16 protein-coding genes and 1 pseudogene are annotated in these 23,856 nt (G+C 43.3%); 11 read left to right on the top strand and 6 right to left on the bottom strand.

Annotated features, from left to right (window positions below):
- Window positions 1–363 (top strand): annotated as a pseudogene (locus H6G48_RS02270) (flagellar assembly protein H); the annotation flags it as partial.
- Between the two features lie 149 nt (window positions 364–512).
- Here the strand turns inward: H6G48_RS02270 and H6G48_RS02265 are convergent.
- From H6G48_RS02265 to H6G48_RS02255, 3 genes are all read right to left on the bottom strand, one after another.
- Window positions 513–3,392, bottom strand: coding sequence for a UPF0182 family protein (locus H6G48_RS02265; protein WP_190718661.1), 2,880 nt, complete (start codon window positions 3,390–3,392; stop codon window positions 513–515).
- A gap of 265 nt (window positions 3,393–3,657) precedes the next feature.
- Window positions 3,658–4,884 carry a glycoside hydrolase family 10-like protein gene (locus H6G48_RS02260; RefSeq protein WP_190718658.1) on the bottom strand — a complete coding sequence of 409 codons (1,227 nt, stop codon included), beginning with the start codon at window positions 4,882–4,884 and terminating at the stop codon, window positions 3,658–3,660.
- A gap of 118 nt (window positions 4,885–5,002) precedes the next feature.
- Window positions 5,003–6,130 (bottom strand): ABC transporter permease, encoded by a 1,128-nt coding sequence (locus tag H6G48_RS02255; RefSeq protein WP_079207658.1) that lies wholly within the window; start codon window positions 6,128–6,130, stop codon window positions 5,003–5,005.
- An 84-nt stretch (window positions 6,131–6,214) separates the two neighbouring features.
- Between H6G48_RS02255 and H6G48_RS02250 the strand changes: the two genes are divergently transcribed.
- Window positions 6,215–7,150 (top strand): 2OG-Fe(II) oxygenase, encoded by a 936-nt coding sequence (locus H6G48_RS02250; protein ID WP_190718655.1) that lies wholly within the window; start codon window positions 6,215–6,217, stop codon window positions 7,148–7,150.
- A 67-nt stretch (window positions 7,151–7,217) separates the two neighbouring features.
- On the opposite strand, the gene H6G48_RS02245 is transcribed toward H6G48_RS02250, so the two are convergent.
- A complete protein-coding gene (locus H6G48_RS02245; protein ID WP_190718651.1) occupies window positions 7,218–9,416 on the bottom strand; it encodes a phosphoketolase family protein in 2,199 nt (732 codons plus the stop codon).
- A gap of 130 nt (window positions 9,417–9,546) precedes the next feature.
- On the opposite strand from H6G48_RS02245, the gene H6G48_RS02240 reads away from it, so the two are divergent.
- From H6G48_RS02240 to H6G48_RS02225, 4 genes are all read left to right on the top strand, one after another.
- A complete protein-coding gene (locus H6G48_RS02240) occupies window positions 9,547–11,046 on the top strand; it encodes a polysaccharide biosynthesis/export family protein (protein ID WP_190718648.1) in 1,500 nt (499 codons plus the stop codon).
- A gap of 120 nt (window positions 11,047–11,166) precedes the next feature.
- On the top strand, window positions 11,167–11,358 hold the full coding sequence (locus H6G48_RS02235) for a hypothetical protein (protein ID WP_002795737.1): 192 nt from the start codon (window positions 11,167–11,169) through the stop codon (window positions 11,356–11,358).
- Window positions 11,359–11,404: 46 nt separating this feature from the next.
- Complete coding sequence (locus H6G48_RS02230) at window positions 11,405–12,364, top strand: aldo/keto reductase (RefSeq protein WP_190718645.1); 960 nt, start codon at window positions 11,405–11,407, stop codon at window positions 12,362–12,364.
- Between the two features lie 494 nt (window positions 12,365–12,858).
- Window positions 12,859–13,434: a hypothetical protein gene (locus H6G48_RS02225; protein WP_190718642.1), complete on the top strand. Its 576-nt coding sequence runs from the start codon at window positions 12,859–12,861 to the stop codon at window positions 13,432–13,434.
- Here H6G48_RS02225 and H6G48_RS02220 read toward each other — a convergent pair.
- Window positions 13,417–15,060 carry a CocE/NonD family hydrolase gene (locus tag H6G48_RS02220; RefSeq protein ID WP_190718639.1) on the bottom strand — a complete coding sequence of 548 codons (1,644 nt, stop codon included), beginning with the start codon at window positions 15,058–15,060 and terminating at the stop codon, window positions 13,417–13,419. The genes H6G48_RS02225 and H6G48_RS02220 overlap by 18 nt on opposite strands.
- A 134-nt stretch (window positions 15,061–15,194) precedes the next feature.
- Here H6G48_RS02220 and H6G48_RS02215 point away from each other — a divergent pair, with 134 nt between their 5' ends.
- From H6G48_RS02215 to H6G48_RS02205, 3 genes are all read left to right on the top strand, one after another.
- The gene (locus tag H6G48_RS02215) at window positions 15,195–16,889 is read left to right on the top strand and encodes an ABC-F family ATP-binding cassette domain-containing protein (RefSeq protein WP_147069359.1); all 1,695 of its coding nucleotides are present in this window, start codon (window positions 15,195–15,197) and stop codon (window positions 16,887–16,889) included.
- Window positions 16,890–16,938: 49 nt separating this feature from the next.
- Entirely contained in the window at window positions 16,939–17,394 is a 456-nt protein-coding gene (locus H6G48_RS02210; protein WP_190718636.1) for a peroxiredoxin, read from the top strand.
- Window positions 17,395–17,886: 492 nt separating this feature from the next.
- A complete protein-coding gene (locus H6G48_RS02205; RefSeq protein ID WP_190718633.1) occupies window positions 17,887–19,230 on the top strand; it encodes a chloride channel protein in 1,344 nt (447 codons plus the stop codon).
- Between the two features lie 463 nt (window positions 19,231–19,693).
- On the opposite strand, the gene H6G48_RS02200 is transcribed toward H6G48_RS02205, so the two are convergent.
- On the bottom strand, window positions 19,694–20,881 hold the full coding sequence (locus H6G48_RS02200) for an RNA-guided endonuclease InsQ/TnpB family protein (RefSeq protein WP_190718629.1): 1,188 nt from the start codon (window positions 20,879–20,881) through the stop codon (window positions 19,694–19,696).
- 90 nt (window positions 20,882–20,971) lie between these two features.
- On the opposite strand from H6G48_RS02200, the gene H6G48_RS02195 reads away from it, so the two are divergent.
- Complete coding sequence (locus H6G48_RS02195) at window positions 20,972–22,189, top strand: ATP phosphoribosyltransferase regulatory subunit (RefSeq protein ID WP_190718627.1); 1,218 nt, start codon at window positions 20,972–20,974, stop codon at window positions 22,187–22,189.
- A 735-nt stretch (window positions 22,190–22,924) separates the two neighbouring features.
- Window positions 22,925–23,856: RpnC/YadD family protein (locus tag H6G48_RS02190; protein ID WP_190718624.1), on the top strand; the 932-nt coding region annotated here is incomplete at its 3' end.

Below are 23,856 nucleotides of genomic sequence, written 5' to 3'. Positions count from 1 at the left end.
AACGATCAAGAGCTTGAACAGGAGGACAGAGAGTTAATTATGAGATTATCACCTTTATACACTTCCCGTCTTCAGGAAGAACTGGATGCTGGCCGTCAACAGGGTCTTCAACAAGGTCTTCAACAGGGTCTTCAACAGGGTCTTCAACAGGGTCTTCAACAGGGTCTTCAACAGGGTCTTCAACAGGGTCTTCAACAGGGAGAACGTCTGGTGGTAGAAAATTTATTGAAAGCTCGTTTTGGTAGTTTAGACCCAGATTTGTCCCTAATCATCGAGCGCATTTTATTATTACCAGTGGAGGAGTTTACCCCTTTAATAATTAATTTATCTCGCACAGAATTAATTGCCCACTTTTCTAATTAAAAGCATAACTCAATCCTTTGATGATACTGGATTTTAAAATTGGCTGATTAACCAGAGCAGGCAATTTTCTGGGCAAATTCGGGGATATTGAGGCTCGTTCTGGAACCAGCATCAGCTTTCTTGCTAATTTGTGGCCAATTAGCGGCAATTTAGCTCTGATGACCTGAGAATAGCTTTTCTAAAGCTTCCTTCAAGGTTGGTTCCATGACAATTTTATTTTGATAAGCAACTGTTACTCTAGCGATTGTCGGGACACTATTTTGGTCTGCCACTAGATACAAAGGTTCTACATAAAGCAGCGATTGTTCAATGGGAATAATTAATAGGTGTCCTTGCAAAACTTTAGAACCGTCCCGATTCCAAAGAGAAATCTGTTGAGAAATATCTGGATCTTGGTTAATTAAAGCCTCAATTTGATTCGGCCCGTACACTAACCTTTGTTTAGGAAATTGATAGAGTAATAACTTACCATACTCTCTATCGTCTGAACGCGCAGCTAACCAAGCGATTAAATTTTGCCGACTAGAGGGAGTATAGGGATGGAGGAGAATAAATTCTTCTTTGTCGGCATCGGGCAGTTTCATGATTAAATAATAGGGTGATACAGCCTGGGGTTCCGTGCCGTAAATTTCTAGGGGAATTTCCCATTGATCCTCCCGATTATAAAATACTTGTGGATCGGTCATGTGATAGGTTAATAATCTTTCTGCTTGGGTACTAAATAAATCTTCGGGATAACGGATATGACTGCGGAGAGTTTTCGGCATTTCTGCTAAAGATTTAAAGAGATGAGGAAAGATTTTACTCCACGTCTGAATGATTGGATCATTTTCATCGGCAACATAGAAATTGACCGTTCCATGATAGGCATCCACTACCACTTTGACCGAATTGCGAATATAGTTAAATTTATCTTTCCCCGGGTCAGAATAGGGATAGCGATCGCTGATAGTATAAGCATCAATAATCCAATGTAATTTACTACTACTATCGCCCACATCTGCCGCTACTAAATAGGGGTTGCGATCATAATTTAAAAAAGGGGCAATAGTTTGCACGCGATTTTGGATATCACGACGCATTAATAAGCGAGTTTCGGGAGTAAAATCTTGGCTAAATAACATTTGCCAATCCCGCAGATAAAGGGCAAATAGCCAACGTCTCCACCCCGTACCCACTAGGATTCCTCCCTTACCATCGTAGGTATTATAGACATTTCCATCCCCGCTAGGAAAATCCAATTCTTCTACGGTGGTGGGAGTCATCACATAATTATTAGTTAATTCCCCGTAGTAAATGCGGGGTTTACCAATGGGAATACTATAATCAATTAATTCGCTAGAGGTTTGTAGGGCCCCTTCGTCTTTATTTGTGCCGATATCTTTGACAAAATAGTAGGGTAAACCCCCGGCAGCCACTAAATTAACCGGGGAAAGAGTGAACCCATAACCGTGGGTATAAACGAGATGTTTATTCACCCAAGTGTTAGCCGAAGTGGGAACCGCACTATAATCTAATTCTCTAGCGGCAATAATGGTCTGTTGTTTTTCGGATATTGGACGTTCCTCGATGTTTTGATGCGATCCTACTCGCACTTGATAGCGATCAATATCAGCATCGGGGAATTTATAATATAAGCGAATTTGCTGTAATTGTCGGTTAGTTTCTAGCAGTGGTTTGGTGTCCCAAAGACGAATATTATCGATAGTTAGATGGTTTCTCTCTAAAACTTCGGCATTTAATTCGGCCTGTGGATCGAAAACTTGGGCATCAATTCTGTCTAAGGAAAAAGCCGCTCTTGTGGATTGAATACTTCTTTCGATATAGGGTCTTTCTCTCACTAATTCATTCGGTTGTACGACAGTCCTTTGTAATACTCCACTGATAATTGTGCCACTTATCCAAACAATTAAATAGAGAAATACAGGAACTAAGTAGGGGGAAAATACCAACTTTTTCTTGGCAGTTTTGTATAATTTGCGACGGTTTATTTTAGCAAATAATGCTTTTTCTCCTAACCATATAGAGGTTATTCCTGCAATAATTCCCAGAATAATTTCAATAAATTGACCAACATGAATATCGATATAACCCGCACCATAAACTACTCCTTCGGGAGAATAAAGTAGCAGGTAACGCTGAATAATATGGTGTAATACTAGCAGCCCCATTAACCCACTCCACAGGGCGTATAAATGACGCAGTTGCGGACGGGAAAACCCCATAAATTTTCCCTGAGAAAGACTATCACCCGAAAAAAGATAGGTTAAAATAACAGCAAAAAGAGTATATATTCCCACACCACCGAGCCATAATTCTAGTAACTGCCACAGGGGTAATTGAAAGATGTAAAAACCTAAATCATTCCCGTATTGAGGATCGTTAATATTGAAAGGAACACCATAAAAATATTTTAAAAAATTCGCCCACTGCCCAGCAATAATAAAAGATAGCATGACAGTGAATACTATAGATATTATTCGCAAAAAATACTCGGTTTTAATTAATAATCCCAAGACTAAAAAAGCGATAATTAACCCTTGCCAAAGATTACTGGAAATATCTGTTAATACTTGCCTAATCCAAACTATTTCCAGAGGAGAACTTAGGGAAGAACTAAGGTTAGGGAGATGAAAATTCGGTGTCCAGAGACTGAGGGCTAGTTTACTGTAATACAATAACATTGACCCGATCCAAGCTCCAATTCCCGTTGCGATAATCAAAAGGCCGAGTAAATTAATACTAGGAGATTGAGGACTAAGAGGATAACTATCTTCCCGGGGTTTTTGCCAACGAAAACGCTGGGCTAAACGTAAATTAGCAAAAATAAAGAGTAAAGAAAGAATCGCACTTCCCCAACCTAATCCTAGTTGCCAAGATAATTGTTTCAGGAAAGTGTTTAAATAACCCATCTCGGTAAACCAGAGGCTATTGGCTACCACTAACACCCCCAACTCCCCGATCACAAGGCAGCCAAGAAACAGTAAAATAGGTTTAGCGATCGAGCTTCGGTTATGTCTGATGAGCATGGATAAAGTGATAAAAGAGAGTCTTCTTTCATTCTAGCGATTTTAGTTTCTCCCTGCTGCTTTTTCTTAAGTAGGTGGGTAGAATTAAATATGAGATAAACGTAGGTTGGGTTGAAGCATGAAACCCAACGCCCGCATGGGTTACGCTACTGCTAACCCATCCTACAAATAATTGTGCCTCCCTACTTAATTTAAAGATAAACTTAAGAAACTATAGCCGGGTTAGGGCAATAATTTAGCTGAAAGTCAGCAATTTTCCCTAATTTTAGCGAGGATTAGCAGACTGGAGTATTTCTCGAAAAATCCTGCGTCGATAGGAAGGAGATTCATTACTCATATTCCATAAAGTTTCGTAGAAAAAGAAAGAAACACCAAAATTTTGTTGTCTCGATTTTTCCACTTGTTGAGTAATATTAACCATCGGAATCGGACGACCTTTTAAACCAGATAAAATCCCAATAGCCACGGGGATAGATTCTCTAGCTTGCTGTAATTCTGGTTGCGATAATTCCCAGTCAAAGGCGTTCATATCAGTTCGATACACTTGTATTATTAACTCATCAATCAAGTTTTTTTGTTGCCATTTTTGCCAATCTAAAAGATAGGATTCTAGGGAGAAAGTGTAGGGATTAGGAGATAGGGAAATAATCGCTGTAGGTTGGCGCTTTTTAATCATCTGGGCTAAACTATTCATATAGTCAGTAATTTTATCGGCCCGCCATTGAATCCATGCTTTATCTTGGTAATCTTGCGGTGGTAATTGTCCCGAATGTTCCCTTTGATAGAGTTTAATCGTGGTTTCATCATAGCCAAAATCGGTGGGATAACCAAAATGGTCATCAAACTGAATTCCTTCTATATCGTAGTTAGTAATAATCTCGCTGACTAAATCCGTAATAAAGTTTTGTACTTGCGGATGTAAGGGATTTAACCACACCCGTTGATGCACTTTTCCTTCCCACCAAATCACACTTTTATCCTGTCTTTGGGTTAACCAATCGGGATGTCGTTTGGCTAATTCTGAATCCGCAGGAGCCATAAAACCAAATTCAAACCAGGGAATAATTCTTAATTTTTTCCGATGACCTTGGCTAATTATTTCCTCTAAAAAGTCGCGATTTTTTAAAGATTCATGGGGATCGATCGCTCGTCCAGTAACTTTTTCTGCTACCTTAGAAGGATAGAGTGTATAACCCCAATTCCAGACCGTGGGATAAATGGTGTTAAAGTTTAAATCGGCCAACCTATCCAGGGCATCTTTTAGGGTTGCTGGTTTAAATAATACCTCACTATCGATATTAGTTAACCAAACTCCACGAATTTCGGCTTTTTCTTGGGGTTGATTGGTCGATTGTGCGGGAAAATTAAAGGTTATCGTCATGATAAAAGCAAAGATAATTAAAAATATTAACCAGCTTATTTTCCCGTATCTTTGACTATAAATCACCAAACTATCGGCGAAATTATTAAAAGTTTTACTGATTTTATTCATAATGGGAAGTGGGAAAGTGGGGAGACTTTTCAGTTATCAGTGAACAGTAAACAGTAATCAGTGAACTAATAACTGATAACTGATAACTGATAACTGAATAATGGCTAAAATAACTAAATTATCTCTCTAAATTGCGAGGATCTAGGGCATCGCGTAAACCATCACCGAGTAAATTAAAAGCTAAAACGGTGAGAATAATTAACAAAGCAGCTGGCCAAATTAACCAGGGTTGTAGAACAATAATTGAGGCATTGGTAGCCAGAGAAAGCATATTTCCCCAACTAGGATCTGGTTGTTGAATTCCCAAACCAATTAAACTTAAAACCGATTCGGCCACGATAAAACCAGGCACGGCTAACGTAGCAGAAATAATGATATAACTGGCAGTTTGGGGCAGCACATGACGCAGAATAATATAAAGTGGTTTTGCTCCCATAGCTTTAGCGGCCTGAATAAATTCCTGTTCTTTCAGGGATAAAACTTGACCGCGAATTACCCGCGCTAATCCCGACCAACTGATAAAAGAAGTAATCAGGACGATTAATAAAAAGCGTTGGGTGCTGGTTAATCCTGCGGGTAAAACGGCCGCTAGGGCCACGAGTAAATATATGCCGGGGATAGTCATTAAAACTTCCACAAAACGCATTAAAATCGCATCTAACCAACCGCCAAAATAGCCAGAAACGCCACCGACAAATAAACCGATAGGGAAAGAAATTAAAATCCCGACCAAACCGATAAATAAACTAATTCTGCCCCCGAAAATCAAGCGACTAAAACTATCGCGTCCCGATTCGTCAGTTCCCAATATATTGATTCTACCATCGCCGATGACTCCGAACAGATGGAGATCAAAAGGGATACCGGGGAATAAAGTTACTTCCTGCCATTTTGGCGGCAAAGGTAGGCGAATTTGACCGAAATTATAGGTTTCACCCTTAACCAAGAGACGCAGCGGCAAGGGTTTGTTAAAATCTCTCATTAGCTTCCGCTCACCAGTTTCTATATTAATAGCACTTTGAGTGGTGGGATAGACGTGGGGGCCAATCCACTCACCCTTGTTACTTCCCGACTGCGAGCGCCAAAAGATTTGGGTGGGGGGTAGGAGAGACTGACCGGGTTGGGAGGAGTAGGGAGAGTAGGGAGCGACAAAATCCGCCGCCATTACGCTTAAATAGAAGATTAACAGTAAAACTGCTCCCCAACGGGCGAGAGGATTATCTTTGAGTTTGTGCCACCAGTCCATAGGCGATGAGGTCAATAGGAGAGTTAATCTTTATTTTGCTAGTCTGATTGCTACAATTTATCATACCAACAAAAAAGCTGTCTAATGTTTATTAATCCCCTTGTTTATGAGAAATCCTCTGTCTATCGTCAAGATTTTGAGACAGCGCAACCGTTTAAGCATTTGGTCATCGATAATTTTTTAGTTGGGGAGCAAGCGCAAATTTTGCTGGAAAATTTTCCCAGTTTTAAGCCGCAAAAAGCCATTAGTGAGTTAGGAAAAGTTGGCGGGAAGGCGGTTAATGAGGATTTAATCGGTTTAGGGGGTGTTTATCAACAGTTTGCCCGCCACGTTCAAGCTCAAGAGTTTTTAGAGTTAATTTCCGAATTAACCGGTGTTGATAATTTAATTCCAGACCCTAGTTTTTATGGGGGTGGAACCCACGAAAATTTACAGGGTCAAGAATTAGACCCTCACATTGATTTTAACCTCGATGAGCGTCATTGGTATCATCGCCGCTTGAATTTATTAATCTATTTAAATCCCCAATGGCAAGCAGATTGGGGAGGTAATCTAGAGTTACATTCCAATCCACGTCAACCGGAAGAAAATAAGATTAAATCTTTTGTACCTATCTTTAATCGTTGTCTTATTTTTGAAACCAATGAATATTCATGGCATGGATTTTCTCAGATTAATTTACCAGAAAATAAACGGCATTTATCGCGTAAATCTCTGTCTATCTATCTCTATACCAAAGAACGTCCAGACCAGGAATTATCACCATCTCATACAACTTTTTACATCCCGCGCCCGCTGCCAGAAAATATTCAACCCTATCAAGTTTTAAGCTCAGAAGATTACCAACAAATTAAAATTTTACTGAAAAGACGGGATGATTTAATTCGTTTTTATCAAGATAGAGAACTGAAAGAATCTCAGGATTTAGTTAGTTTAAAATCCCATATTAAGCGCTATCTATCCCTCCAATATCCTCGCCTATGGAAAATTATTAAAAGTTTACTCCGTTGGCGAAAGTGACCTGAGAAAAAATCCCTACTTTCCAATCAGAGAGAGTAGGGAATAATCAAAAAAACTAACTGGGAACTTAGCCTAATAACTGGGTAGCACGGGCAGTTAAAGCATTGGCAGTCAAACCATTATAGGCCATAATTTCCCCGGCACTGGCGGTGGTTTCTCCCCGTTTCCAAGCGAAGACATCCCGACGCGCATTACTGCGTAACATAATCGGTTCTAACATGGCGCTTGTACCACCGGTTACTCCGATTAAAGCATCACCGGCAAAGAGACTGTCAAAACCAGCATCATCGAGGAAATTATTATCAGCTGCCGAGCTAGTTTCACTCATCACATCGCTAGGACGGTAGAGACGACGGGGATTAATTACCGAGACGATTTTTACACCGATTCCCGCTGCTTCTAACTGTTGTGCAGACTCAAAGACGGGTAATAAAGTCATATCACCAATGACGGCAAAAACAACTTTTTTACTGCCTTCCGATTCGTGGAGAATTACGCCGCCTTTTTCTAAAGCTTGACGGGTTTGCTCAAAAGTGGTTCGTACCAGTAAAGGCGATTTACTAGCGGTGATTGTAATGCCTTTATTGATAGTTCCTAAAGCCCATTCATAACAGACTTGAATACTGTTAGCATCGCAGGGAAAGAGAGGAAAAATATTACCATTTCGCATCATAGCGGCGAAATAATTTTCAATCTCTGGGCGTTGGTGTGTCCAACCATTACGCCCTTGCTCTAAGGCTCCAGCGGTGAATAAAGTAATAGTAGAAGGGGTGGGACGACGTAACTCGGCCATCGCTTGGGTTACAGTCTGCCAAATCGGTAAACCATTGATAGCAAAAGACTCGTAGGAACACCATAAAGTCCGCGCTCCCAAGAGAGATAAAGCGACGGCTAATCCAGCACAGGCATCCTCGCTTAAAGGCTCATAAACTTGACCGTTAGGTGCTTGGAAATAGGTATCATCGCTGGTGGGGTGAATAATCTTTAAACCGACGTTAATATTATTAATTCCCGAAGCGGCATTACCATCAGCATTAGTGACGACAAAATTGGGGTCAGCTTTACCCACAGCTACCACTAATTCCCCCATGGCAGTGGTGGCTACTTTTTTATCACCACCCACAGTATATTCCGTCATCGGTAAGGTTCCTAAATCCGGCAGCGGGAAGACTTTTTCCGTTACCACTGTTTCCACTGCCGGACCCCCTCCAGAGCGCTCGAAATTAGTACGAACAATTGCCCAAGCTTCAGGGGGTAAAGCGCGTTCCTGTAAGGCAGCAACGATATAATCTTTTTCTAAAGAATCTCCTGGATAAAGATTATGGGAAGCCGCTCCCCGTTTGTGAACTCCCGCCCCTTTAAGTTGTTTAATAATGATAACGGTTAGTTTACCTCCTAAAGCTAATTGGGCGGCTTTATCCGTGGCCATTAACACCGCTTTCATGAACTCCAGACGCTGGTTAAAAGAGAATTTGGTGCTATCTACATATTCCCCATTTTGATGAGCATTATCGAAGTCTTTGGCATTAATGAGAATCACTTCCTCGAAACCATTACCGCGCCAATAGGCTTCCATTTCGGCGTTAGTTTTCAGGGACACCATGCTATGGTGTTCTTGGGAATAGCCATTCCAGACTAAAATCGGTAGAAAATTGGTAATTTCAGGGTAAGCAGTGTGAAAATGACCAAAACTACTCATAATGTAGGGTTCTCCTAAACCACCATCCCCGATAGTCACAGGGAAAAGGGTATTAGGGTGTAATTTGGCCGCCGCCATGGCAAAATGTTGTCCTTGGCCCAAAGGACCAGCCGGCCCGAGCAGTCCGGGGATTTGTCCAGAAAGATGCCCTAAAAGTCCGTGTTTTTCCCGAAAACGTTCTCCCAATTCCCTGACGTTGCTGATGCCCATGGCTTCGAGAGAGCGATCGAGAAAGACGTTACTATAAAAACCGGGGGCATGATGGCCCACTTCGGTGAAAATATTTTTCTGGCCTAACATCATCAAAGAGGCAATCACGTCGGCAGCGCTGGCAAAACCGCCGGGGTGTCCCGATTCTTTGGTAGCGGTGATTTGTAGGGTGAGGTAACGCAAAGCATCGGCGGCTAGGAGGGTTTGATAGATAGCATTCGGGTCATTAGCGGCAATAATAGCGGTTTTTCCCTCAGCGATAGCGGCTTTTCCTGCATATTTATCAAATTCGGGTAAGGAACCCCCAAAATATTTTATTCCTTGACAAAAATCGGGAATTGTGCTAGTAGCTGTCATAAAATTAATATACCCCTTTACATACAGGCAATCGTTAAAACTATCTTACAGTTAGCGGTAACTCTCGATAGATGCGATATTACACGGGGTTTCCATAGGCGATCGACTATTTGTGCTACACTGATCGCCAATGTTAACGATAAAATTAATCCTATTGATCATGTTAAATAGCAACCAATTACAGGATTTAATCAGTAAATACCTACGTTATCTATTAATTATCGGCACTATTGCCCCCCTAACTTCCTTAGAAGCTCGCCCAGTCCAAGCCACTCCTCCGAGTAGTCCTGCACCCGCTCAAGAGGCGATTGCTCCTATCCCCGCAGAAAGCAAAGAGTACACCCTAGGAGAAGGAGATAAAGTCCGCGTCACCGTTTACCAAGTCGCGGATTTAAGCGGCGATTTCCTTGTTTTAGCCGATGGAACCCTGACTTTACCTCTGATTGGTAGCGTCAAAGTGGAGGGAATGACCGTCACCGAAGCCGGCCAAACCTTGGCCAAACGTTACACCACCTATCTCAAGCGTCCCGTGGTTACTGTTAGCATTCTCACTCCCCGGCCTCTGCAAATCGCCATCGCGGGGGAAGTCAATCGTCCGGGTACTTATACAATTAACCCCGAACAAAGCCAAAAAACGCCCCTATTGACCGAAATAATCCGGCAAGCGGGGGGAGTGACTACGGTGGCCGATATTGGTCAAGTTCAAATCCGACGCAACCTCAAGGGACAAGAACAGCTAATTCAAGCGAATCTCTGGCAATTAATCCAAAAAGGCGATACAACCCAAGATATTAGCCTCAGAGATGGCGATAGCATCGTTATTCCCACTAAAACGACCCTTAGCGTCGGGGAAGTCAATCAATTAGCCGATGCCAATTTTGGACTAGATAGCGATCGAGAAATTAATGTTACTGTGGTGGGAGAAGTTTATCGTCCGGGGTCCCATCGTATTGTCCCCACTGCCAACAATAACAATAACAACAATAATGACCAAGATCGCGGCGGCACCAGGAAACCGGCCCGACTAACCCAAGCTATCCAACAAGCGGGAGGCATCAAACCTCTGGCCGATATCCGACAGGTACAAGTGCTGCGTTATACTCGTGACGGTTCCCAGCAGAAAATCCCCGTAGATCTCTGGAGTTTGCTCGAAAAAGGTGATATGACCGGCGATATCTTTCTTCAAGAAGGGGATACGGTGATTATCCCCACTGCTACCGAAATTTCGGCCAAAGAATCAGAAACCCTAGCATCGGCTAGTTTTGCCCCTAAAACCATTAACGTGAAAGTGGTCGGGGAAGTGGTCAAACCGGGGACAATTGAAGTTCCTCCCAATACCCCTCTCAATCAGGCAATTTTAACCGCAGGAGACTTTGATAAGCGTCGGGCCAATCAGTCCACGGTGGAATTAATTCGTCTCAATCCTAACGGGACCGTCACCAAAACCTCAATTAACATCGATTTTTCCCAGGGTATCAACGAGAAAACTAACCCGATTCTCCGCAATAATGATGTGGTTGTGGTTCATCGTAACGGTCTGGCATCTGCTACCGACACCCTCGGCACGGTTTTAAGTCCCTTTACCGGTCTGACAGGCCTCTTCAACGGATTTTTTAATCTTTTCCGTTAAAAAAGTTTACTTTACCCGGATGTCATTAGCTAAGTAATCGAGCTAATAATAGATATAGAAACGGCGAAAAGTCGTGAGCGTTTACGGCTTTTCTGCTCGATAGACTCAGGAAAGAAAACTATGATTTTTCTCCTTACTCTAGCCCTACTCGCCCTGTCGATTAGCTACAATGTTCAAGGCGAAATAATTAGCCTCAGTACCCGCTTATTAGGTCTTTTTTGTGGCTTATTAAGTTTGTTCTTTACACCCCTACCGGTAAAAGTTTTTATCCTTGTCACCTTAGTCGTCTTCAGCTGGGATTTTCAGCCCTAAACCCGACTGAAACCCTAAGCATACTTAACCCATCAAAAAAACTGTTATGCAAAAACGCTATCTCGGTCAGACTAATATAGAAATTACTCCCCTTCTCGTGGGTACTTGGCAAGCAGGAAAAAAGATGTGGGCAGGTATTGAAGATGAGGAAAGTATTCAAGCCATTCGTGCCGCTTTTGAGGCAGGAATTACCACTGTAGATACAGCCGAAATCTACGGGGAAGGTCACTCGGAATTGATTGTCGCTCAAGCTTTAGCCGATGTGCGAGAACAGGTAATTTATGCCACAAAAGTTTTTGCTAATCACCTCAAATATGAGCAAGTTATCGCAGCTTGCCATCGCTCTTTAAAAAACCTCCAAACTGATTATATCGATCTTTACCAAATTCATTGGCCTAGTGGCTCATGGAACACGGAAATAGTGCCTATTTCTGAAACTATGGCCGCTCTTAATTATCTGAAAGCACAGGGAAAAATTCGAGCTATAGGGGTTTCCAATTTCTCCCGCTCTCAACTGGAAGAAGCTGGTCAATACGCCAGAATTGAGAGTATTCAACCTCCCTATTCTCTGTTTTGGCGCTCGGTAGAAAAGGAAATTATGCCCTATTGTATAGAAAATAATATTTCTATTCTGGCCTATTCTCCCCTTGCCCAGGGTTTATTAACAGGAAAATTTAGAAACGGTTATCAGTTGGCAGCGGAGGACCATAGAATTAAAAATAAACTCTTTCATGGCGAAAACTTTCAGAGGGTACAAGCGGCTTTAAATCAATTAGAACCGATTGCTGAACGCTATAATTGTTCCCTAGCTCAATTATCTCTTGCTTGGTTAATTAAACAACCCCAAACTAATGCAATTGCTGGGGTAAGAAATGCTGCTCAAGCAGTTAATAACGCTCAAGCAATGACAATTAATTTAACCCCAGAAGACCTAAAATTAATTGATAATATTGGTAAACAGGTAACTGATTTCTTGGATGATAATCCCGTGCTGTGGGATTTCTAAAAATTATACAGCAGTTATCCTAAGGGTGAGATAGAAGTTTTGGTGGGTGCATCTCAACATTTGCAGAAATACCGACAATCAGCAATTATCAGTGACTCTTAAATTGGTACAAAAATATGAACAATCGCGTCTAAGCATCCCACCGAAAAACTAATGCGCTCCGGGGTTTGGGGGCGGCGCCACGACCCCAACGGGGGGTTTGGGGGGTAGAACCCCCCAAAAGCTTGGATTGAGTGATAAAATCGGAAGTAACGCCCAATTTTAAAAGAGAGTTTCCCTTTAAAAATCCCAACTTAGTAGATTTACGAAAGTGAGATTCAGTTCCTGTTCTTTGATTGTAACTGGCTACTTAGTTGATGATAGGTGGTGCGTTAGTAACGCACCCTACGTTTTACTTAGTAGATTTACAAAAGTGAGATGCACCCTATTTAATTCCCAGGAAAAAGCCTGTATAATGACAGCTATAGTCCGATTCTTACCGCAGGATTATCCCTATGGCTAAATCCAAAAAACACAATCTGCAATGGATCAAAGAAACCCTCGATTTAAATCCAGATCATAACTGGAAATCTAGTCCGGGTAACAGTATTTTTGTAGCTGGTCGCGGTGCAGTTCGCTTTGAAGTTCCTCAGGATTGGCATTTTGAACCCGATGATAATTCCTTTCGTTTTTTAGATAGAAAACCCCCCGATGATGATTGTCGTTTAGAGGTTTCCTATAATTTACTTCCCCCCGGAGATTGGAAAGAATTGCCCCTGAAAGGAATGGTCAAAAAACTAGCTCGTGAAGATAGCCGCAATCCTCACGAAATTGGCGAAGTTATCCAAGAAAAACGCCAAACCGCACGCATTGTTTGGGTACAAATTCAATTCATCGACCCCCAAGAAAATCGGCCTGCTTATTCGCGCATTGCCGTGGGTATTGGTTCCGGGGTTCAATGTTTAATTACTATGGATTATTGGGCCGATGATGCGGACAAATTCACCCCCGTCTGGGATACGGTTATCTCCTCTTTGGTGTTAGGTTTATACATTCGCGATCCCCGCAGCGGTTTAGCTTTCCCCGACTAAAGGTAATAGCAATTTTGCAGGAAAATTTCCTTGACAAAAAACCTTAATTGTGATAATAGAAAAATCGATCGCCCGACTCGCGTGGGGATAGCTGCCCGTCCCCGCATTGACGGGATGTGCAGGAAAGCAAGAGGCACTCAGACTTAAACGCAAGCTATGACCTTGAGGAATAGTGATAAAAGTGGCCTGTAGGGCAATATTTAGGGGCGATTCGGGATTATTTACCCGTTTATAACCCTGAGTGATATTAAAAACCCGACCATCGGGGGTAACTTGAGAAACCACCGCGCAGATATCGAAACTAACCGCATCTGCTTGACAATAACAATCCAGACGGGGACTACCCAAAATCGTTAAATCTTTCTCTAGGGGGGGAGAAGTGTAGGTAATCACATCACTGCGACAGTCTAGCATGGTGCGATCGAATATTCCCCCCGGTAGGGCGCTATGACCTCCTAAAGATGGGACCGGTCGCCAAGGATCGTGAACGATGGTATCCTCGATCGCAGGTTCTAACAAAATCGCGCTTAATTTCCCCTCATCCTCGCGCAGATTGGCTAAACCTTGACTAGCAAGATAATAAATTTGCTGATTTTCTGTTGGAAATTTATCCAGATATTGCCATTGATTAGACCCCATTTGAAATAGATACAGGGGAGGATTTTCAAATAACTCCACTTCCTGACCTTTTAAGAAATAATCAAACCATTGCAGCTGCATTTTATCCACGGGACTAATTGCCTGTTGACCATAATCTATCTCTCCTGCTTTTCTCCCCCAGGGTAGATGAGTCCAAGCACCAATAATTAGCTGTTGGGGATAGATAGAACGCGCTTGCATTTCTTGGTATAAACCCAAAGTTCCCCGGAGATGAGGATCGAACCAACCTCCGATATGTAACATCGGTAAATCGATATTTTTTAACAGGTTTTGCGGTGATAAATTTTGCCAATAGTCATCGGGAAGATAACGAGTAATCCAATCGTGATAAAAAGAATCAGCAGCTAAATCTTGCAGAATTTGGGGAGAGGCAGCAATAGGATCAAAAAGGGGTAAATTTCGGGAAGCTACCCAGAGTTTTTGATAGGCAGTTTCGTCCCCTTTTAATCTAGCTGTTTCCGCCGCTAATTGTATTGCCCAAGCGAGATTATATTGTAAATTAAATGCTTCATTTTCATAGCCCCAATCTCGATATAAATCGTGAGCGATCATTGCTGGGCAAATAGTTTTTAAAGCATCATGACCATTAGTAGCGGCGTATAATTGAGTCATTCCCTGATAGGAAAAACCATACATTCCCACCACACCCGTATTATTAGGAATAGTTAAAACCCATTCAATGGTTTCTAATCCGTCGCTAATTTCATGGGCAAATAAATTAAAATTTCCCGTCGAGTTTCCCCGTCCCCGGACATCCTGAATTACCACAATATAACCCTGACGTGCATACCAACTAGGATGGGCATAAACCACCGTAGAAGCGATCGCTTTTCCGTAGGGTTGTCGCATTAGTAAAATGGGAAAAGATTCCCTACTATCGGGACGATAAATATCGGCAGCTAAACTAATTCCATCTTTGGTGATCAAACTAGCCGTTTCTTTTTTTATGGGGTAGGGATTAAACATTATTATCTCTTTCAGATCAAAAATACTGTCAGGTGGCTCAATCGAGAAAACTTGACAGAGACCAGTAAAGCTTAACTAAATGTTACAATAAAGGCGGACTGCCTCAACTGCCTAGGACTGGAGAAAAATCAGCGATGCTACGACTAGAGAGAATTAGTAAGATTTACCCGACGGGAGAAGTGTTAAAAGATGTCACTTGGGAAGTAAAAACTGGCGATCGCATTGGGTTGGTGGGAGTCAATGGGGCCGGAAAATCCACCCAGCTGAAAATTATTATGGGGGAAGTGGAACCCACGGCCGGGGAGATCATCCGTCCTACCAGTCTCCATATCGGCTATCTCACCCAGGAATTTGAAGTGGACCCCCGTCGGACGGTACGGGAGGAATTTTGGACGGTGTTTCAAGAAGCGAATCAAGTCCACCATCAACTAATAGAAATTCCCCAGCGCATGGAAAAAGCTGATCCCGAAGAATTAGATCGCTTAATTCATCAATTGGATCGCCTACAAAGACAATTTGAAGCGTTAGATGGTTACGGATTAGAAGCGCGCATCGAGAAAATTTTACCAGAAATGGGCTTTACTATTGATGACGGCGATCGCTTGGTAAGTTCCTTTAGTGGTGGTTGGCAAATGCGGATGAGTTTAGGTAAAATTCTCCTGCAAACTCCCGATATTTTACTCCTCGATGAACCGACTAACCATTTAGACTTAGAAACCATTGAATGGTTAGAAAAATTCCTCAAGGATTTAACTACTCCCATGGTCATAGTTTCCCACGACCGGGAATTTCTCGATCGTCTCTGTACCAAAATTGTCGAAACTGAAAGGGGAGTTTCTACCACTTATTTAGGTAATTATTCTGCCTACCTACAGCAAAAATACGAACAACAATCTGCTCAGTTAAGTGCCTACGAACGTCAGCAAAAAGAACTAGAAAAACAGCAAGCTTTCGTGGATCGGTTCCGGGCCAGTGCCACCCGCAGTACCCAAGCAAAAAGCCGGGAAAAACAATTAGAAAAGGTAGAAAAAATTGAAGCCCCAATTGCCGATGTGCGTACCTTAAAATTCCAGTTTCCGCCAGCAGTGCGTAGTGGTCGGGAAGTGGTAACTATTAAAAATATTGTTCACATTTACGATGATAAAATTCTCTTTTTGGGAGCAAATCTGGAAATAGAAAGGGGCGATCGAGTGGCGTTTTTAGGACCAAATGGTGCAGGAAAATCCACGCTTTTACGTTTAATTGTTGGGTTAGAACCTCCCACAGAAGGCTCGATCGAAATCGGTAAACATAACGTTATTCCTAGTTATTTTGAGCAGAACCAAGCGGAAGCTTTAGACCTAACTAAAACTGTTTTAAATACCATTCATGATGAAGTTCCCGATTGGAAAGATGTGGAAGTTCGCAGTCTTTTAGGGCGATTTTTATTCAGTGGGGAAACGGTATTAAAAAAAGTAGAATCTTTGAGTGGTGGCGAAAAAGCGCGTCTTGCTTTAGCCAAAATGTTACTTGCTCCCGCTAACTTATTAATTCTCGATGAACCCACTAATCACCTCGATATTCCCGCCAAGGAAATGTTAGAATCGGCTTTAAAAGTTTATGAAGGCACGGTTTTAATTGTTTCCCATGATCGTTATTTTATCTCCCAGGTAGCTAACAAAATTGTCGAGATTCGGGAGGGCGAATTAATTGCCTACGCAGGAGATTATCACTATTATCTAGAAAAACTAGACGAAGAAAAACAAAAAGCCGAACAAAAACGCATTGAAGCAGAAAAAGCGGCCAAAGCTGCTGCTAAACGGGCTAAACAAAAGACCAAAAAAGGTTAGAATATAAAGCATCACCCTATCCACGATTATCCATTCATTAATTAATCTTATGGCAGCTATAAAAGTAGGCGATCGAGTTCCCAATTTTTCTCTCCCTTCCCAAACAGGGGCAACGGTTAATGTCAGCGATTTAATCGGTAGAAAATCCCTGGTAATTTATTTCTATCCCAAAGATGACACTCCGGGTTGTACCGCAGAATCCTGCGCTTTCCGCGATAGTTACGAAGTGTTTACCGATGCGGGTGCGGAAGTTATTGGTATTAGTGCCGATAGTCCCCAATCTCATCAACAATTTGCCCAAAAATATAATCTTCCCTTCACCCTTTTAAGTGATAGCGATAACCGAGTCCGTAAATTATTCGGTGTTCCCTCTACCCTATTCGTCCTCCCCGGACGAGTTACCTATATCGTTGATCAAGAGGGAATCGTCAGACATATTTTTGATTCTATGTTAGATTTTAAAGCTCACGTTACCGAATCTTTGAACACAATTAAATCTTTTTAGGTTGATGATTATGCAAGAAATTAAAACATCTATCCCATAATTGGGACAGTTCTGACTTAAAAATAAAATTAATGGTGTGTTAATTTTGACTAACACACCCTCAATCTGCTTTAGTTATTGGCAAAAATGACGGCTGGAAACAGAAGGCTAACATAGGCAAAGCTAACACCCAAAAGTTTGTCGTTATTCCTTATAAACGTCTAATTGAAATGTTAACTTATACTAAATCCGTTGAGTAGTGGTTTCAAGTTACAACATCCTAAGAAAAGCATTCCCAAATCCGTTCAGCTATGGGATAGAGAGGTGCGTAGTTCAGCCAAGGAGAATTAATCTCTCGAAGTAAAAGTGAAGGGAATTTCTCAAATAGAATTCAGTCTGTTTATATTTGACTATACTTTTACTAACTATATAGTAAAGACTTTCAGGGTGTTTTGCTTGACCACTCCAATGGACTTGCTATAGGAACGATAAAAGTTTAACTTTCTTGGCACGATGCTAAATAACAAACTACAACTTCTGTTAACCAGGGTAGGCCCATGGGCTGTTGGCGGCCTGCTCGGCGGTTTGATCGGCTCTCTGGCCGCGGTACTGCTGACTGAGGCAATTAAGCAAACCCTCAGGATTGCCTCTGACCTAGGCAACGTCTGGCTACTGCTGCTGCCTCTGGTGGGCGTTACCTTAGCAGTGCTAGTCCTGTTTGGACTGGGTAGGGGGCAACCCGTGCAGACCTTAGCTCCCCGGGGGGCAACTTCCTCTGGTCGCTGGGGTTCTCTCATGGACTGGTACTCCTTCCCCCATGACATTGCTCGCGCCGACCTGACCGGTGACGTGGTGAACGCATCCGGCGCGGAAGAGCGGTTCCCTTGGAATCTAGCCCCCTTGCGCGCCCTGGCCATCCTCTCCACCGTTGGACTGGGTGCGCCCATGGGAACAGAATCGCCGGCAGCTCATATTGGCGTGGCGACGGGAACCTGGTTAGGTAGCATAAATCCAGCCCTAGGTCAACTGGTGCGGCCCCTGGCCATCGGTGGCGGTGCGGCCAGTGTTTCTGCTCTGATGGGAATCCCTCTGGTGGGCAGCTTTTTTATGTTTGAGTTGAGTCAGCGACGCCAGGTTCCGATCACCCCGGAGCGGGCAGCGGCGATGTTAGCCGGGGGACTGGTGGGATGGGGAGTCAACGCTGCCTTTAAGCTGCAACTGATCCGGCTGGTCGTGCCGCAGGTTGCCCCGACTGACTTCTGGGATGCGGTGGGTGCCACTTTGTTGATCGGAGTGATCGCCGGCACGATTACAGCCCTCACTGGTGAGGCGATCTACTGGGCCAGAGGCTTGCGGGACAGGCCCGCCACTCGTCTCCTGATCGGTGGCCTGGTGATGCTATTCTTGGCGATCGTGATCGGACAGGTGGCGACTCCGGCAGCGGCTTTTGGACCGGGGGGAGCCGCTATCGTCTGGGCCGAAAACATTAAAACAACTCCTTACCATCTGTTAGCGGTAGCTCTGCTCCGGGCCGCGGCCACCACCGCTGCCGTTTTAGCCGGGGGCTGTGGCGGCGTGTTTGTCCCTTTTCTGGCGATCGGCGACCTCAGTGGCCGGGTGTTCGCCACCACCTTTGAGATTTCGGGGGATCTGGCGGGTGCGGCGGGGGCAGCGGCCGGTATTGCTGGCGGCTATCGCCTACCTCTGACCGCCATGGCGATGGTACTGGGGGTGGGTGGCCCGGGGGCAGCCCAGCTAACCTGCCTTGCCACAGTGGTGGTCGCCGCCCTTTCGGGATTGGTGGCCGCACGGGCAGCCAATCAACTCTCCAGTTCCCTGCGCGCAATGTTCCGCTAGAAGCCACCGTCAGGGGATTGACAATCTCCGCACTTTTAGGGCGGAGATTCTTGGGCAACATCTTGCCTCTACTAGCAACCAGCAATTCTCAGTTTTAGACATAGCAAGCCTTTTAGGGATTTAAAGAACATTTTAAAGGGGGATTTTTGGGGCAACTTTGGGTGTACTATCACGTCAAAAGCCTGAAGACTCGTGACATGAAATTTGCAATCCCATTGAATTTGACCCCGTATTATGGGAACTAACCCCCAAAAGCCTTGCTACAGGGCAAATTTAGAATTGCTGTCTTCACCCCGACATTTGAGATCAAAACCCCTAAGAGGATTTGTTAGGGGTTTTTACCCATCAGGAAACTGGTCACAACTTGTCGTAAAGTGAAATAGGACTGACCAGTGCCACCGATTTTGATTAGCAAACTCCCTTGACATCCTCACCGCCGTAAACGGACGGCGATTCCCAAACCTCACGATTTGGGTTTCTGCTTCTTTCCCGAAGGATTTTTCGCACCTGCCTTAACAGATTTACTCTGTTCTGGTCTTATGGTCGCTCTACAGACTGACACCGCAAGCCCTGCGGCCAAAATATTTTTACTGGCGTTAATATCTCGGTCATGGTGAGTCCCACAGTCTGGACAGTCCCATTCTCGAATATTTAACGGCATTTTTTCAGCAATATACCCGCAATTACTACATCTTTTAGAGCTAGGAAACCATCTATCTATTTCGATGTAATTTCTCCCATACCAACGGCATTTATAGGCTAATTGTCGAGTGATTTCTCCCCAACTAACGTCAGATATTGCCTGAGATAACTTGGGGTTTTTGACCAGATTCTTGACGGCTAAATTCTCAACCACAATCGTTTGGTTTTCACGAACTAATTGAGTGGTTAGCTTGTGTAAATGGTCTTTTCTACTATCGGTGATTTGAGCGTGAATCCTTGCTACTTTGATTCTTGCTTTTTCCCGATTTTTTGAGCCTTTCTGTTTTCTAGAAAAATTTTTCGCTGCTCTTCGCAACCTCTGATAATGTTTCTTAAAATGCTTAGGATTAGATACCTTGTCTCCATCGCTGGTAATCACAAGGCTACTAATTCCTAAGTCAATTCCGATGGCTTTATCGGTTGGGGGTAATGGCTTAATCGTTGGGTCATCAAATCTTATTGAGATATGCCAGCGTCCAGAAGGATGTAATCTGACTGTTACTGTGCTTGGTTCACAGCTTTCTGGTATTTGTCTTGACCATCGAATAGGTAAAGGTTCTGTGCATTTGGCTAAATAGATTTGTTTGTCTTTAAATTTAAAAGCAGATTTGGTAAATTCGGCACTTCCTCCTTGATGTTTTTTCTTAAAGTTAGGATACTTAGTACGACCAGCAAAGAAATTAGTGAAAGCTGTTTGTAGGTGTCTTAACCCTTGTTGTAAGGGTACACAGCTTACCTCATTGAGAAAGTCTAATTCTTCTTGCTTTTTCCAATCGGTCAACATTGAAGAAGTTTGAGCGTAGCCTACTCTTTCTTGTCTTTCATACCAAGCTTGTGTTCGTTCGTGGAGAGCTTTATTGTAAACTAATCTTACACAGCCCAATGTGCGCCGCAATAGCGACTCTTGTTCGGGTGTTGGGTAAAATCGAAACGAGTAGGCTTTTTCCATACCTCACATTTTAGCATAGATTTCGTAAATGTGCTAATATTTAACAGTAAAGCCGTCGTAGAACGACGGGGTTTCAGACCCAAATTTTCGATGATTCATCAACCCCCGGCGGGGACAAGGGATTTATTACCCCTAGAAGTTACCCAAAAAGGCTGGATTAACGATCGCCTTCAGTCTGTCTTTCAGCGTTGGGGCTATCAAAGGATCGTCACCTCCACCATTGAATGGCTCGATACCCTCACCGCAGGCGGTGCGATCGATCCCAGCACCGTGATCCAACTCCACGGGGATAGTCAAGGACTATCGGGATTACGCCCTGAATTAACCGCTTCCATTGCCCGTAGTGCCGTCACCCGCATGAGTGGGGAGTCCTATCCCCAACGTCTTTGTTATCGGGCTAACGTTTTTCGTCGCCCTAGTGCCGGTTATCACGGCCGTCAAGTGGAATTCTATCAAGCGGGGGTAGAACTGCTCTTTTCTGGCGGTTTACTAGCTGATGCCGAGATTTTACTGCTCCTGGCCGACTGTTTCGATAGTTTGGCCGTCCCTAACTGGCAGATTATTTTAGGAGAAGCGGGTTTGACTCGTTCGCTACTTTCTCCCTTTCCGGCTCCCTTACGCGAACAGGTGAAACGCTGTTTAGCCCTCCTCGACTACGTTAGCCTCGAAAATCTTCCCTATCCCAACGAAACCCTCCGGCAGCAAGCCCGACAATTATTTCACCTGCGCGGTAATCCTGAGGATGTCCTCGCACAAGTGGCAGTATTAGCCCAGGAAGAATCAGCCCAAAAAGCCGTTAATAACCTTAAATCCCTAGTAGAGCTGCTTAATGCCGATCGCTCTGGGCCTTTCCCCCTAATTCTCGATTTAAGTCTGATTCAAACCTTTGATTACTACACCGGCATCGTTTTTAAGGCGGTTAGTGATCACCAGCAAAATCTCAGTATTTTAGGCCAGGGCGGACGCTATGATCAATTATTGGGCGTTTTTCATCCCCAGGGCCAATCGGCTCCGGGTATCGGTTTTTCCCTGAATATCGAAGAACTGCACGAAAGTTTATTATCAGGGCAGACTTTACCCACTCAAGCTCCTCCCCTCGACTGGTTGCTTATCCCTTTGGGTAATAACGCCCAGATAGCGACTTTTAGTAAGGCTCGCTCCCTTCGCACCGGTGATCCGAATCTGAGGGTGGCGATCGATTTAGGGGGTCGCAGCGAGGCACAAATTCGCACCTATGCCCGCGATCGAATGATTAAAAATCTCGCCTGGGTGCAAGAAGATGGTTCCGTGATCGAAGAATCTCTCTGAAAGGGGCAAAAGCGGCGGAAATACTGCCTTCTGCCCGCTACTATAGGACTCTATCTAGGGCTTGCTGAAAAAGAAGCATTCGGGCAATAACCTATCGGTGAAACCGTAGATTTTTTATCCGAATGCTTCGCCCCTACAGGACGGGGGCCGATGAAAACGCAAGGTTTTGAAGCACGATTCCCTCAAAATCTTGCACCTGTTTCGCGAGAATAGACCTCGTTTCCAAACATAAACCAGAAGAGCCGTTCAAAAAACTTTATAAATAATATTGATTGGTTTGTTTATAATAACCACCATTAATACCCACTGAAACCATAATAAATCATAAGCAAAAATCAATGTTAATAATCGATTCTAATCTATACCAGAGATAAACGTGGGTTGGGTTAAAGCATGAAACCCAACGCTGACGGCGATGATTGAGCCGCTTCTTGGCATGGTAACGACTAGGGCTGTCCCAAGTGCGGGAAACGGCGATTTTAAAATTTTTACTCTTTATTCAGGAAAAAATCATGTCAACTCCTTTTTTGGTCAAAGATATCCTTCCCGGTGCCTTTAACTCCTACCCCAAATATCTGACGGCATTATATAGTTTTACCAATAAATGTTAGAACAAAGATGTAGATGTAGGTTGCTCTAATGGGAAGTTTTGTGACGACAAGTAGCATTGATGATATTTATCGGGAATAATAGATTTAGATGAGTGCCTAACTTTCCAATTGGTAGCGACTTGCCATGAACCCAACAACCGCCAATTATGATGAACCCTGGAAAGAAGCTTTAACCGAGTATTTTGAAGCATTTTTATACTTCTTCTTTCCCGAAGTTCACCAATTGATTGATTGGACAAAAATTCCCGAATCCCTGGAAAAAGAACTCAAACGGATTACCGCTTCAGCAAAGACAAAAAAACGTTTCGCTGACAAACTCTATAAAGTTTGGTTACTCAGTGGTGAAGAAATCTGGATTTTGATTCATATTGAAATTCAAAGTCAATACGAAGAAAATTTCCCTCAGAGGATGTATATTTATAACTATCGTGCCTTTGATTTGTATCAGAAACCAGTTATCAGTCTGGCAATTTTAGGAGATGAACGAATAAATTGGCGACCAGATTCCTATAATTATACTATCGCTGGCTGTGAAGTGAGTCTGAAATTCCCAACGGTTAAATTACTGGACTATGAGGAAAGATGGACAGAACTAGAAACAAGTAGCAATCCCTTTGCTATAATAGTCATGGCACACCTGAAAACAAAAGCGACTACTGGGAAGCTGCCAGAACGGGAACAGTGGAAGTGGAAGTTAATCAGGGGATTGTATGAAAAGGAGTTCGAGAGAGAACAGATAATTAAACTGTTTGAAATCATCGACAATCTGATGACTTTATCCCCTGAATTACAGTCAAGTTTAGAGAGTAAAATCAAACAATTTGAGGAGGAAAGAACCATGCCTTTAATGAGTAATATGGAGTTACGAGGGATAGAACAGGGTAAGGAAATTGGTAAAGAAATAGGCAAGGAAATTGGTAAGGAAATAGGCAAGGAAATTGGTAAGGAAATTGGAGCGTTAGAAAAAAGCCGCGATGCCATAAAAACAGTTTTAACTGTGCGGTTTGGACAGATTTCTTCAGAAATTGAAGAGATAATCGGCAAAATGACTAACCC

Source organism: Microcystis flos-aquae FACHB-1344, from assembly GCF_014698375.1.
Lineage (GTDB): Bacteria > Cyanobacteriota > Cyanobacteriia > Cyanobacteriales > Microcystaceae > Microcystis > Microcystis aeruginosa.
Note: the sequence above shows the minus strand (reverse complement) of the source record. Positions and strands in the feature narration are given on the sequence as shown.

What these genes read in the sequence shown, in the direction of transcription:
- H6G48_RS02220 (WP_190718639.1), bottom strand. Translation starts at nt 15,060, where the DNA reads ATGTTTAATCCCTACCCCATAAAAAAAGAAACGGCTAGTTTGATCACC.
- H6G48_RS02245 (WP_190718651.1), bottom strand. Translation starts at nt 9,416, where the DNA reads ATGACAGCTACTAGCACAATTCCCGATTTTTGTCAAGGAATAAAATAT.
- H6G48_RS02250 (WP_190718655.1), top strand. Translation starts at nt 6,215, where the DNA reads ATGTTTATTAATCCCCTTGTTTATGAGAAATCCTCTGTCTATCGTCAA.
- H6G48_RS02240 (WP_190718648.1), top strand. Translation starts at nt 9,547, where the DNA reads ATGTTAACGATAAAATTAATCCTATTGATCATGTTAAATAGCAACCAA.
- H6G48_RS02215 (WP_147069359.1), top strand. Translation starts at nt 15,195, where the DNA reads ATGCTACGACTAGAGAGAATTAGTAAGATTTACCCGACGGGAGAAGTG.
- H6G48_RS02195 (WP_190718627.1), top strand. Translation starts at nt 20,972, where the DNA reads ATGATTCATCAACCCCCGGCGGGGACAAGGGATTTATTACCCCTAGAA.
- H6G48_RS02260 (WP_190718658.1), bottom strand. Translation starts at nt 4,884, where the DNA reads ATGAATAAAATCAGTAAAACTTTTAATAATTTCGCCGATAGTTTGGTG.
- H6G48_RS02255 (WP_079207658.1), bottom strand. Translation starts at nt 6,130, where the DNA reads ATGGACTGGTGGCACAAACTCAAAGATAATCCTCTCGCCCGTTGGGGA.
- H6G48_RS02230 (WP_190718645.1), top strand. Translation starts at nt 11,405, where the DNA reads ATGCAAAAACGCTATCTCGGTCAGACTAATATAGAAATTACTCCCCTT.
- H6G48_RS02200 (WP_190718629.1), bottom strand. Translation starts at nt 20,881, where the DNA reads ATGGAAAAAGCCTACTCGTTTCGATTTTACCCAACACCCGAACAAGAG.
- H6G48_RS02210 (WP_190718636.1), top strand. Translation starts at nt 16,939, where the DNA reads ATGGCAGCTATAAAAGTAGGCGATCGAGTTCCCAATTTTTCTCTCCCT.
- H6G48_RS02205 (WP_190718633.1), top strand. Translation starts at nt 17,887, where the DNA reads ATGCTAAATAACAAACTACAACTTCTGTTAACCAGGGTAGGCCCATGG.
- H6G48_RS02265 (WP_190718661.1), bottom strand. Translation starts at nt 3,392, where the DNA reads ATGCTCATCAGACATAACCGAAGCTCGATCGCTAAACCTATTTTACTG.
- H6G48_RS02225 (WP_190718642.1), top strand. Translation starts at nt 12,859, where the DNA reads ATGGCTAAATCCAAAAAACACAATCTGCAATGGATCAAAGAAACCCTC.
- H6G48_RS02235 (WP_002795737.1), top strand. Translation starts at nt 11,167, where the DNA reads ATGATTTTTCTCCTTACTCTAGCCCTACTCGCCCTGTCGATTAGCTAC.